The following is a 12437-nucleotide window of genomic DNA, read 5'->3' on the forward strand; positions in this document are numbered from 1 at the left end:
GGTGGTATGCAGAGAAGAGTGACAATGACCGATTCCGTGCAGGAACACGAGGGTCTTAACGGCCCGGCTCAGGTTCTCGCCCGCATTGCGCAGGTTCTGGAGGAGAACCCCGAGAACGGTTTGGACGCTATCCGTGAGGCCTTTGAGGCTGAGCGTGAGCGTGCCAAGCAGGAGATTCGCGAGAAGGCTAAGGACTTTGACAGCCTCAAGGAGGTGCGCCTGAGCTTCTTCGGTGAGAAGGGCATCATGAGCATCGCTAACCGTCAGATGCGTGATCTTCAGAACCAGCACAAGGGCCCGGTGGGTAAGCTGATGGGTCAGGCTCGTGCCGCCCTGACTGAGGCTATTGAGGCTCGCACCGCTGAGCTGGAGGCTGAGCGTGAGGCTCGCATCCTGGCTGAGGAAGCTGTGGACGTTTCTGCTGCTTCGGCTCGCCGTTCCCTGGGCGGTCGCCACCCGATTGCTCTGATGCAGGAGCGCCTGACCGACATTTTCGTCGGTATGGGCTGGGAAGTTGCTGACGGCCCGGAGCTTGAGTCTGAGTGGTACAACTTTGACGCTTTGAACATTAAGCCGGACCACCCGGCACGCGAAATGCAGGACACTTTCTACGTTGAGCCGAAGACCGCTCACCTGCTGTTGCGCACTCACACTTCGCCGGTGCAGATGCGCTCGCTGCTTTCGCGTGATCTGCCGCTGTACATTGTGTGCCCGGGTCAGGTGTACCGCACCGATGAGCTGGACGCGACCCACACCCCGGTCTTTCACCAGATTGAGGGTCTTGCCGTGGATAAGGGCCTGACCATGGCTGATCTGAAGGGCACCCTGGAGTATATGGCACGCGCCATGTTCGGTGAGGACGCTAAGATTCGCCTGCGCCCGAACTTCTTCCCGTTCACTGAGCCTTCCGCGGAGCTGGATTTGTGGCACCCGAACGCTAAGGGCGGCCCGCAGTGGATTGAGTGGGGTGGCTGCGGCATGGTGAACCCGAATGTTCTGCGTGCTGCGGGTATTGATCCTGAGGAGTACTCGGGCTTCGCTTTCGGTATGGGTATTGAACGTACCCTCATGTTCCGTAACAACGTCGCTGACATGCATGACATGGTTGAAGGCGACATCCGTTTCTCTGAACAGTTCGGGATGGAGATCTAAATTATGCGTGTACCCCTGTCATGGCTGCGCGAGTTCGTGCCTGTAGCTGAGGATGCTTCCGCTGAAGATTTGATGGCAACCCTGGTGAAGGTTGGCCTGGAAGAAGAAGACGTTCACCGCCCCTCTGATGAGCTGTCCGGCCCGATTGTGGTTGGTCAGGTGCTCTCTATGGAGCCGGAGACCCACTCTAATGGCAAGACCGTGAATTGGTGCCAGGTGCGTGTGGTTCCGGAGGGCCAGGAGCAGACTCTGACCGGTAAGGGCATTGAGCCTTCCGGAGTGCAGGGCATTATTTGTGGTGCCCACAATTTCAAGCCCGGTGACAAGGTTGTTGTGACCCTGCCCGGTGCTGTTCTGCCCGGCGGTTTCGCGATTACCGCCCGTAAGACCTATGGTCATAAGTCGGCTGGCATGATTGCCTCTACCCGTGAGCTGGGTATTGGCGATGATCACGGTGGCATTCTGGTGCTTTCGACCCTGGGCATGGACCCGGAGGTCGGCACCGATGCGATGGAGCTGCTGGGCTTGTACGATCAGGCTGCTGAGGTGAACGTGACTCCGGACCGCGGTTACGCGTTCTCTCTGCGCGGTATCGCTCGCGAGTGGTGCCACGCTACCGGTTCTTCTTTTGAGGATTTTGTGCTGGCGTACGGCGAGCGTGCCCCGGAGGCGAACAAGACCGGTCACGCGGTTTCTCTGCGTGATGAGGCCCCGATTCACGGTAACCCCGCATGCACTCGTTTTGTGATGCGTGAGGTGTCGGGCGTGAAGGCGGATGCGCCAGTTCCGACTTGGATGTCTTCGCGTCTGCGTCTGGCGGGTGTGCGTTCACTGTCGCTGCCGGTAGATATTTCGAACTACGTGATGCTGGAGACCGGTCAGCCTCTGCACTTCTACGATGCTGACAAGGTCCAGGGTGAGATTGTGGTGCGCCGCGCCGCTGCTGGTGAGAAGCTGGTGACCCTGGACGGTGTCGAGCGTATTCTGCATCCCGAGGATATTGTCATTGCTGATGGTTCCGGGGTGATTGGTCTTGCCGGTGTGATGGGTGGCGCCTCGACTGAGGTGACCGATTCGACCGCCCGCATTCTGGTGGAGTCTGCTCGTTTTGATGAGGTGTCGGTTGCTCGTACTGCTCGCCGTCACAAGCTGATTTCTGAGTCCTCGAAGCGTTTTGAGCGTGGCGTGGATCCGCAGATTCAGACTGCGGCTGCTCAGCGTGCGGTTGAGCTGCTGGTTAAGCTGGCTGACGCCCAGGCTGAGCCGGGCGTTACTGATGTGTCACTTGGCTATGAGCCGGTCGTGATTGACCTGCCTGCTGATTACACCGCCGGTCGTATTGGCGTGGATTACTCGCCGGAGCAGATTGAGTCTTGCCTACGTGAGATTGGTTGCTCGGTGGAGCGTACCGAGTCTGGTTACGCGGTGACTGTCCCGTCATGGCGTACTGACCTGCGTGCGAAGGAGGACCTGACTGAGGAAATCGCACGTATTGACGGTTACGAGAACATCCCCTCGACTCTGCCGGTGGCTCCTGCGGGTCGCGGTTACACTCCGGAGCAGGCGGGTAAGCGTCGTGCGCTGAATGCGCTGGCAGCTTCGGGCCTGACTGAGGTTTTCGCGTACCCCTTCGTGTCGGCTGATGCGAATAACCTATGGTCGGCTCCGTGGGTTAGCACCCCTGAGAATCCGGTAACTGAGGTTCCTTCGGTTCGCCTGGAGAACCCGATTTCTTCGGCTGAGGGCTGGATGCGCCGCTCGCTGCTGCCTGGCCTGGTTGAGGTTTTGAAGCGTAACCTGTCTCGCGGTTTCAAGAACCTGGCTATTTTTGAGACGGGTCACGTGTTCATTCCGGGTGAGCAGCTGGGTTCGGAGTCTATTCCGCCGCTGGGTGCTCGTCCTTCGGATGAGGTTCTGGTTGATTTGAATGCCGGTATTCCGCAGCAGCCCACGTTCATTGGTGGCCTGTTTGCTGGTACTGAACATGAGGTAATGCCCGGCATTGCTCCGCGCGCTTACGATTGGCGTGACGCTCTGGACGCTGTGCGTCTGGTTGCTGCCGCTGTTTCGGCTGAGATTCAGGTGCGTAACGGTGTGCATACCGCGTTCCACCCGGGCCGTGTGGCTGAGGTTCTGAGTGCTGCTGGTGAGCGTGTTGGTTTCGCTGGTGAGCTGCATCCGAAGCTACTGCAGGAGCTGAACCTGCCGGAGCGTACCTGCGCGTTTGAGCTGGATTTCTCGGCGCTGTTTGCTGATCGTGTTGAGGCGCGTCAGGCTACTCCGGTGCTGACGTTCCCGGCTGCTACTCAGGATGTGGCGCTTCTGGTGGGCCGCGATCTGCCTGCTTCTGAAGTGGAGCGTGTTCTGCGTGAGGGCGCTGGTGAGCTGCTGGAGGATATCCGCGTCTTTGATGATTACCGAGGTGTCGGTATTGATGAGTCAAAGAAGTCTTTGGCGTTTGCTCTGCGTTTCCGTGCGCCGGATCGTACGCTAACTGCTGATGAGGCGTCGGCTGCTCGTGAGGCTGCTGTGGCTGCGACTGTTGAGCAGCTGGGTGCGGAACCGCGTGTCTAACCGGGGCTGACCCTATGACGTAACGCTTAGTGCTGACGGGGTGGGAGTTGTTGGCTCCCGCCCCGTAGCTTTTGGCGTTGCGTGGTGGGTTTATCTGTTGGGTTGGTTTATGAAGCGTTGATAAGCGCTTTCATGGGTGAACTCATGTGGTTATGGGTACCCTAGAGGATAGATGAAGTGAGGGAGAGAGTAATGGCTAATCTAGAGAACTCGCGCGAACAGGATGAGCTGTCGCAGCCTGAGGTCGAAGAAACCTACTTTGAAGATTCTGAGTATGAGGAGTACGACGAGCCCGAGGATTACGACGACGATGAGGAAGAGAACTCCTCTCTTTTCGCGATGAGTGAGGAAGAGCTGGATCACCGTCCGGGCGTGAATTGGCTGTCGGTTCTTTCTGCTGTTGTTGCAGTTATTCTTTCCATTGTTTTGGCTGTTGTGGGTGTTCGTGCTTTTGCGTCGGTGAATAATAACGCCGAGTATGCTGGCAAGAGCTGGGTTATTCAGGGCACTTATCAGGATTTGACTCCTGACCTGATTACGAAGGGTAATGTGGCTCGCTATAAGGGCAACCTGCCGGCTGATGATGCGCTGAATGGTAAGACGTATGTGTCGAACCTGAAGGATAAGTATCAGGTGACTTCGGGGGCTCCGATTGAGTTCCGAGGTTCGCAGACTGGAGATGTTCCCTCCGAGTTCCCGCGTGAGGTGGACGGCCTGCTGGTGGAGAAGAACGGTAGCCTTGAAGTTGTGTATACCGCTGAGAAGGGCACGTTGAAGCCTGTGACTGAGGACAGCGTGAATGCTGAGCGCTTTGCCGGTATCGCAAGTATTGTTGGTTCGGTGCTGGTGCTTCTGCTGGGTATGGGTTTTGCTGTGTGGCTGAACCGCCGTTCGCGCGATGTCGAGTATGAGGACCTGGATGGTCTGGTGGAGGATGAGCGCTAGGCGTTCTGAATCTTGAGGATTGACCGGTTGATGTTTTGTTGAGGGAGCCTGTTTCTGGTGCACGTGGTGTGCTGGAGGCGGGCTCCTTTTTTGTGCTCACCTGCCGGAGGCCTCTTGATGGGCGCAGCGGACCAGTCCACAATGTTCTTGCATGCTATGCATTCATTGCGAGGTTATGCGCCTGAATGTGTAGATACACGCTACATTCACGGCGTTTTGCGTGACAGTTGGTGAGATAAACCCTGAAATTTCCCCCATATCTTGGAATAATCCATATTTGGTGCGCATATTTATGTGCATATGTATTATCTTGGGTAGTAAAGAATGTTGCGCTGCGCCACCGTTGGGCAGCTCCGTTCTGAATTCGTGATTGGCACCGTAGGAAGAAGAGATATTATGCCTTTCCCCTCGACCAAGATCGCGCGTCAGGCACGCATCGTTGAATTGCTGCAGACCCGACGTGTCCGCTCCCAGGCTGAACTGGCGCAGTACCTGACCGATGATGGTATGAAGGTTACTCAGGCCACCCTTTCCCGTGATCTTGTTGAAATTGGCGCTGAGCGCATCCGTGATGAAGGCGCTGGCCTGATTTATGCTGTGCCGAATTACCCTGCTCGTCGTGGCAGCGGTACTGCACCTGACGCCCGTATGATTTCCCTGTTTAAGGAACTGCTGATTACCGCTGAGGGTTCGGCAAATATTACGGTTCTGCGTACTCCTCCGGGTGCTGCGCAGTTCTTGGCGTCGTCTATTGATCAGGGCGGTCTCGAAGCGATTATGGGTACTATTGCCGGTGACGATACGGTAATAGTGGTTACTCGTGACCCCAATGGTGGGGCTGCGCTTGCCGAGAGCTTCTTGGATTGGTCTGCTGCTCAGTAGTAGCTGGGGCGTATCTTGCCTGTTCTTCTGATGTTTCGGGAGAGCGGTTTAAGGTACGCCCTTCTGCTGTCTTCGGGCTTTTTGCCGGGCTTCTAGCTCGACTTCTTTTCTAGATATACCGATTTTTCTGTGGTGAGAGTTTTCTATTATGTCTGAAATGCACGATTCAGCGAACAATATTGCCTACCTTTTGGCAGAGGCTGCTTCTGGTTCGGGAGCTAAGACAGCTTTGGCGATTCCGGCTTCTGACTCTGCTGATGTGCGGGTAGTGAGCTACGCGCAGTTGGCGTCTGCGGCCGCGCAGGTTCAGCGTCATTTGGCGGCGCTCGGTGTTGGGCGTGGTGACCGCGTGGCGTTGTCTATGCCGAATGTGGCGTTGATGCCGGCGCTGTATTACGGCATTGTGGCTGCGGGTGCGATTTGTGTTCCGTTGAATCCGCTGTTGTCGGGTGCTGAGTTGGAGTATCATCTGCGCGATAGCGGGGCGAAGGCACTTTTTGCTTTTGCGGGTACTCGTCTGGCGTCGGTGGCATCCTCGACGGTTCCGGTGAAGAACGGTTCGGTTCATTGCGAGATTTTCACCGGGGGAGAGGGCTCGCCGGTGGCTCCTTTTGATACGCCTGCCGATAGTGCGCTGTTGGCTACTGTTCTGGAGCCTGTCCCGGTGGCGGTGAGCGAGCCGGCGATTATTCTGTACACTTCGGGTACGACGGGCAAACCGAAGGGTGCGACGCTGACCCACGCGAATATCCTCTCGAATGCTCGTAGCTGTGTCAGCGTTTTTGGTTTTACCGCTGAGGATGTCATTTTTGGTGGACTTCCGCTATTCCACGCGTTTGGGCAGACGGTGTCGATGAACGCGGCGTTTGCGGCGTCGGCTACTGTGGCTTTGCTGCCACGTTTTACCCCTGATGGTGCGCTGAATCTGATTGAGGGTGCAGGGGTGTCGGTGTTGGCTGCGGTCCCAAGCATGTATGTGTCGTTAGCGGCGGCGCTGGAGGCTGAGCCTGAGCGTGCACGCTCGCTGCGTGGTTGCATCCGTTTCGGTATTTCGGGCGGTTCGCCGTTGCCTGCGCCGGTGCATTCTGCGTTGAAAATGCTGATTGAGTGCCCGGTATATGAGGGCTACGGTTTGAGTGAGACGTCGCCGGTGGTTTCGTTTAATCAGGCGGAGTTTGGCATGGTGCTCGGTTCGGTGGGTCGTGTGCTGCCGGGTGTGCAGGTGCAGGTCCGTTGCCCGCAAGGCTCCGAGTGCGCTCCGGGTGTGAGCGGTCAGCTGTGGGTGCGCGGTGAGAACGTGATGGCTGGCTACTGGAATAACCCGGCGGCTACTGCTGAGGTTTTTGACGGCGAGTGGTTTGCGACCGGCGATGTTGCTCGTGTCGATGAGCAGGGCAATATTTTTATTGTGGATCGTATTAAAGACATGGTTCTGCGTAACGGCTATTCGGTGTATCCGCGTGAGATTGAGGATGTTCTCTATACCCATGAGCAGGTGCAGTCTGCAGCGGTGTTGGGCGTGCCGGATGAGCGAGTGGGCGAGGAGGTTGTCGCCGTGGTGATGCCGCGTCCGGGTGCTGATGAGGGTGTGCTGCAGGCGGAGTTGAATGCGTTGGCTCGTACTCGTTTGGCGGCGTATAAGTACCCTCGCCGCTACGTGATGGTGGAGAGCATGCCTTTGGGCCCGACCGGTAAGATTCTTAAGCGTGACTTGCGGGTTTTGATTCAGCGGGGCTAATTCCGATAGGGAGTTCTTGGTGCTCATCTGAGGACAACTGTAGATGAAGAGGGTAGAATCTTGTAGGCGGCTTCTACCGCGCTATTGTTCCCGGACGGTTTTTCCGGGGCTATCCCCTTCACGAAAGAGAGAGCATGAGCGTTCCCGCTTCTGAGGCTTCGCGAACCCCTATTGAGCAGTTGATTCCGGCTGCTTGCGCTACAATTCCGAATTACCCGCACGAGGGTATCCTCTTTTACGATGTGACCACTCTCTTCGCTAATGCTGAGGTGTTCAAGGCGTGCATTGATGAGCTGGCTGCTCGTTTTGAGGGTCAGTTTGATGTGGCGGCTGGTGTTGAGGCTCGCGGTTTCTTGCTGGCTTCTGCGCTCGCATACGCTACGGGCACTGGCATTATGACGGTTCGTAAGGCGGGTAAGCTTCCGCGTGAGACGTACCGTGAGGAGTATGCACTGGAGTACGGTAGCGCTGCGATTGAGATTCACTGTAATGATTTCGCGCCGGGCACCCGTGTTCTTTTGCTGGATGATCTGCTGGCGACTGGCGGTACCCTGGTGGCTGCCGCGAAGCTGGTGGAGCGCGCGAACCTGAAGGTTGCCGGCGTTGGCGCTCTTCTGGAGCTGGAGGGCCTGGGCGGTCGTGAGGCGTTGGACGGTTACCGTCTTGAGACGCTGAGCTTGGTGTCTGAGTACCCGCTGCCGTCGAAGTAGTTTTATAGAGTTTGAGGCTACCGCCGTTTGGGTGTGTGTAGCTGATATTGATGAGGGGTGCCCCGCCGGTTGAACCGGTGGGGTACTTTTCTATGGGGGCAATATTTCTGCCCTTCGGAGCCTGTCCTGTAAAATAGTGACCCGTATTTTTGGGTGTCTGTCGCACCCTGTCTTTGAGACACTATAGGTTTAAGGAGCTTACGTGTCATCTGAATCTCTACCCCAGAAGTCTGCTGATTCTTCGGCGGCTGAGAAGCTGTTTGCCGAGCAGATGGCTGCGGAGCGTGAGTATGTTGCTCGCGTGTATGCTCGTCTGGATAAGCTCCGTGAGGAGACGGCTGAGATGCTGGCTGCTGTTCGTAAGAATCAGGCGGTGGGCGGTCATCAGAACCGTTCGGAGCGTGACTCTTTTGCTACTCACTATGAGGATCGTTTGGCGCAGCTGAATGCTGTGGATTCTCGTCTGACGTTTGGTCGTTTGGATATGGACCGTGAGGGCGCTGATGCGGTGCGATATATCGGTCGTATTGGTATTACGGATAGCAATCAGCAGCGTCTGCTGATGGACTGGCGTGCCCCGGAGGCGGGTACGTTCTATCAGGCGACTGCCTTTCAGCCGATGGGCGTGCGCCGCCGCCGTCACCTGATGCTTGAGGGCCGCACTGTCGTAAATATTGAGGATGAGGTCTTCGATTCGGAGATGCTGCAGGATGAGGACACTCTCCACGGTGAGGGTGCTCTGTTGGCGGCGTTGAATAAGAAGCGTACGGGCCGCATGGGCGATATTGTGGCGACGATTCAGGCTGAGCAGGATGCTATTATCCGCTCGGAGCTACCGGGTGTGCGTGTTGTGCAGGGCGGTCCGGGTACCGGTAAGACTGCTGTGGCGCTACATCGTGCGGCGTACCTGCTGTACACGAACCGTGAGCGCCTGTCGAAGGCTGGCGTGCTGGTGGTTGGTCCGTCGAATTCGTTCATGTGGTATATCGAACGTGTGCTTCCTTCGCTGGGTGAGACCGGCGTGGTGATGTCTTCGTTGGCGACCCTGTACCCGGGTTTGCGTGCTGTGCCTGAGAAGGATCGCGCGGTTGCTGCGTTGAAGGGCGATTTGCGCATGGTGAAGGTTATTAAGCGTGCGGTGGCGGATCGTCAGAAGGTGCCGGCTCAGGTTCAGCGTCTGAATGTTGAGGGTACTGATGTTGAGCTGACTCCGGAGATGGTTCGTTCGGCTCGTTCTCGCGCTCGTTCGACTGGCAAGCCGCATAATGAGGCTCGTGAGACGTTCGTGAAGATTCTGTTGAAGGAACTGACCGCGAAGCTGGATGATCAGCTGAACCGTGCGGCGGGTCGTGTGGTGGAGCGTCCGTATCTGCAGGATGATGTGCGTGCCTCGATGGATGTGCGCCGTGCCTTGAACTTGGCGTGGATGCCGCTGTCGCCGGAGACTCTGTTGCGTTCGCTGTTCTCGAAGCCGCACTATCTGGAGTCTGCGACTCGTGAGTTGTCGAAGCCTGAGCGTGAGCTGCTGGTTCGCCCGGCGGATGCCCCTTTCACGGAGGCTGATGTTCCTCTGTTGGATGAGGCTGCTGAACTTTTGGGTGATTTTTCGAAGGTGACCGGTGCGGCTGCTGCGGCTCGTGCTGCGGCGGAGCATCGTGCGAACCTTGAGAATGCGGCGAAGGCTCTGGAGAATGTTCACCAGTCGCTGGAGGATATTGGCGCCGATGGCGTAATTACTCCAGAGCAGATTGCGATGATGAATGAGGTTCGTGGCGAGCGTATGACTGCTGCGACTGCGGCGTCGGCTGATCGTACGTGGGCGTATGGCCATATTGTGGTGGATGAGGCTCAGGAGCTCTCACCTATGCAGTGGCGTCTGTTGATGCGTCGTTGTCCGATGAAGTCGTTCACGATTGTGGGCGATATTGCTCAGGCTTCTTCTGCTGCGGCTGCTTCGTCGTGGTCGCAGGCGTTGGAGCCGTTTGTGGGTGAGCGTTTCACTCTGGAGGAGCTGACGATTAATTACCGTACTCCGGCTCAGATTGCTGAGGCGGCGGTGTCGGTTGCTCAGGCGGCTGGCTATGAGGTGTCTGCGCCTCGTGCGGTGCGTGAGGGCCGTTGGGCTCCGCTGGTTCATGAGGTTGCTTCCGAGTCTGTTGTGGAGCAGACCGTGTCTGTGGTCAGTGAGGAGGTCGCTCATTCGGGTGGTGCTCTGATTGGTGTGGTGTGCCCGCCGAGCCTGTATGTTCAGACGGTTCAGGCTGTGGCTCGTGCTCATTCTGATCGTACGGGTACTGCGCAGACAGCGCTGAAGAGTCAGGTGCTGGTTTTGACTCCGTGGGAGGCGAAGGGGCTGGAGTTTGATGTTGTGGTGATTGTTGAGCCGCAGCAGCTGATTGATGATGCTGATGGTGCTGTGGGTGATTTGTATGTGTCGATGACTCGTCCGACTCAGCGCCTGCACATGGTGGGTTCGCGGATGCCTGCGGGTCTGTAGCTTTGTGGCTCGTGTAGCCTCTATCGGTTATTTCTATTTCTTTGAGCCGGTTCCGCACCGGTTTGGGCGCTCGCTTGGTTTTTTCTGAGCGATTGGGCTGGTGCGGTGCTAGGCTTGTTACATATTTTGTTCGAGCGCCTTCGGGCGTTGTTACCTTGTGAATGGGAGAAGCATGTCTGCCGAGATCCTCAACGCGCAGCATAATGACGATACCTTCGAGAATATTTGGCAGGAGCTGAAGTGGCGCGGCCTGGTGCACGTGAGCACTGATGAGGCTGCTCTGGAGAAGGCGCTGAGCGAGGAGAGCCTGACTTTCTATACGGGTTATGATCCGACTGCGGCTTCTTTGCATCTGGGCCACCTGGTGCAGCTGCTGGTGATGCGTCGTCTGCAGCTTGCTGGTCACAAGCCGCTGGGTCTGGTAGGTGGTTTCACCGGTTTGATTGGTGATCCGCGTCAGACTTCTGAGCGTGTGCTGAACTCTCCTGAGGTTGTTGCTGAGTGGGTTAAGTCTCTGCGCGCTCAGATTGAGCGTTTCCTATCTTTCGAGGGTGAGAACGCTGCTCGTATGGTGAATAACCTGGATTGGAGCGGTCAGATGTCTGCTCTGCAGCTGCTGCGCGATGTTGGTAAGCATTTCCGCGTGGGCACCATGGTGAAGAAGGAGATTGTTGCGAAGCGTCTGAACTCTGATGAGGGCATTTCGTACACCGAGTTCTCGTACCAGATTCTGCAGGGCTTGGACTTCTTGGAGCTGAACCGTCGTTTCGGTTGTACTCTGCAGACCGGTGGTTCTGATCAGTGGGGTAACCTGACGAGCGGTACTGAGCTGATTCGTAAGGTGGAGGGTAAGAGCGTTCACGCTATTGGTACTCCGCTGATTACTAACTCTGATGGCACTAAGTTTGGTAAGAGCGAGGGTAACGCTATTTGGCTGAACCCGCAGATGTGCTCGCCGTACGCTTTCTATCAGTTCTGGCTGAACACTGCGGATGCAGATGTAGTGGATCGTTTGAAGGTCTTTACTTTCTTGACTCGTGCTGAGATTGCTGAGTTTGCGGAGAAGGTTGAGAAGGAGCCGTTTAAGCGCGAGGCGCAGAAGACTCTGGCATACCTGGTGACTTCACTGGTTCACGGTACTGAGGCTACTGATCAGGCTGTGGCTGCTTCGGAGGCTTTGTTCGGTAAGGGCGATTTCGCTGCTCTGGATGAGGCTACCTTGGAGTCTGTGGTTGCTGAGCTTCCTTCAGCTAAGCTGTCCGAGGATCGTCTGGACATGATTTCTGTTCTGACTGAGCTGGGCTTTGCGAAGTCTAACTCTGAGGCTCGTCGCATTCTGAAGGAAGGCGGTGCTTCGGTGAACGGTGTGAAGGTTCAGGGCGAGGACGCAGCTATTTCTAAGGATGATCTGCTGCACGGTCGTTTTGCGATGGTTCGCCGTGGCAAGAAGAACCAGGGGGCTGTAGAGCTTATCTAATACAGAGTTGATTTAGTCTTCTCGATATATAGAAGGGGAGGAGTCTTCTCTGCTGAGTGTTTAGTACTGAGTGTTTGGTACTGACAGTTCGGTGGGGGAGTGCTCCTCCTTTTCTGTCCCCTATATATGTAGAGCCCCTTCGTCAGGAGAGGCTCTACATATATGTCGTTCTGTATCTTTGCTGTCCAAGTGTTCCTCCGTTGTACGCTTCTCGAGTTGGTCGGCGCTGCCTGGTTGTTTAATGGGCGCTGTCTGTTCTGTTTGGATGCTCCGAGAGGGCATTCTGCAGGTTTTTTGGGTTCTTTTGAAGGTTTTTAAACTTTTTTCGAAGAACTTTTGAGGAGCTTATCCTTTCCTGACTAGGGGTTCTAGTGTCATGTTTGGGTCAGGATGGACCTAAACCCCCGTGTTTGTGGTCTACTTCACCCTTTTTGAGGTTGCATGGGTGTTTAGGCGTCTGTA

At 56.4% G+C, this 12437-nt stretch carries 8 protein-coding genes; all 8 read left to right on the plus strand.

Features of this window, described 5'->3' with window-relative positions; genetic code table 11:
- The first annotated feature begins 24 nt into the window (after positions 1-24).
- The 8 genes from pheS to tyrS all read left to right on the plus strand — a co-directional run bounded on the left by pheS (position 25) and on the right by tyrS (position 11975).
- Complete coding sequence (gene pheS / locus QFX05_RS07870; protein ID WP_279742171.1) at positions 25-1152, plus strand: phenylalanine--tRNA ligase subunit alpha; 1128 nt, start codon at positions 25-27, stop codon at positions 1150-1152.
- Between the two features lie 3 nt (positions 1153-1155).
- Positions 1156-3726, plus strand: a complete 2571-nt coding sequence (pheT, locus tag QFX05_RS07875) for a phenylalanine--tRNA ligase subunit beta (RefSeq protein WP_279742172.1) — start codon at positions 1156-1158, stop codon at positions 3724-3726.
- Positions 3727-3918: 192 nt separating this feature from the next.
- Complete coding sequence (locus tag QFX05_RS07880) at positions 3919-4671, plus strand: hypothetical protein (protein ID WP_279742173.1); 753 nt, start codon at positions 3919-3921, stop codon at positions 4669-4671.
- 396 nt (positions 4672-5067) lie between these two features.
- The gene (locus QFX05_RS07885) at positions 5068-5553 is read left to right on the plus strand and encodes an arginine repressor (RefSeq protein ID WP_279742174.1); all 486 of its coding nucleotides are present in this window, start codon (positions 5068-5070) and stop codon (positions 5551-5553) included.
- A gap of 148 nt (positions 5554-5701) precedes the next feature.
- Positions 5702-7291, plus strand: a complete 1590-nt coding sequence (locus tag QFX05_RS07890; RefSeq protein WP_279742175.1) for an AMP-binding protein — start codon at positions 5702-5704, stop codon at positions 7289-7291.
- A gap of 134 nt (positions 7292-7425) precedes the next feature.
- On the plus strand, positions 7426-8001 hold the full coding sequence (locus QFX05_RS07895; RefSeq protein ID WP_279742176.1) for an adenine phosphoribosyltransferase: 576 nt from the start codon (positions 7426-7428) through the stop codon (positions 7999-8001).
- Between the two features lie 202 nt (positions 8002-8203).
- On the plus strand, positions 8204-10498 hold the full coding sequence (locus tag QFX05_RS07900) for a HelD family protein (protein ID WP_279742177.1): 2295 nt from the start codon (positions 8204-8206) through the stop codon (positions 10496-10498).
- Between the two features lie 172 nt (positions 10499-10670).
- Positions 10671-11975 (plus strand): tyrosine--tRNA ligase, encoded by a 1305-nt coding sequence (gene tyrS, locus QFX05_RS07905; RefSeq protein WP_279742178.1) that lies wholly within the window; start codon positions 10671-10673, stop codon positions 11973-11975.
- The last annotated feature ends 462 nt before the right edge of the window (positions 11976-12437 follow it).

It is taken from the genome of Rothia similimucilaginosa, assembly GCF_029850875.1.
Taxonomy (GTDB): Bacteria; Actinomycetota; Actinomycetes; order Actinomycetales; family Micrococcaceae; genus Rothia.

What these genes read in the sequence shown, in the direction of transcription:
- QFX05_RS07895 (WP_279742176.1), top strand. Translation starts at nt 7,426, where the DNA reads ATGAGCGTTCCCGCTTCTGAGGCTTCGCGAACCCCTATTGAGCAGTTG.
- QFX05_RS07885 (WP_279742174.1), top strand. Translation starts at nt 5,068, where the DNA reads ATGCCTTTCCCCTCGACCAAGATCGCGCGTCAGGCACGCATCGTTGAA.
- QFX05_RS07890 (WP_279742175.1), top strand. Translation starts at nt 5,702, where the DNA reads ATGTCTGAAATGCACGATTCAGCGAACAATATTGCCTACCTTTTGGCA.
- pheT (WP_279742172.1), top strand. Translation starts at nt 1,156, where the DNA reads ATGCGTGTACCCCTGTCATGGCTGCGCGAGTTCGTGCCTGTAGCTGAG.
- pheS (WP_279742171.1), top strand. Translation starts at nt 25, where the DNA reads ATGACCGATTCCGTGCAGGAACACGAGGGTCTTAACGGCCCGGCTCAG.
- QFX05_RS07880 (WP_279742173.1), top strand. Translation starts at nt 3,919, where the DNA reads ATGGCTAATCTAGAGAACTCGCGCGAACAGGATGAGCTGTCGCAGCCT.
- tyrS (WP_279742178.1), top strand. Translation starts at nt 10,671, where the DNA reads ATGTCTGCCGAGATCCTCAACGCGCAGCATAATGACGATACCTTCGAG.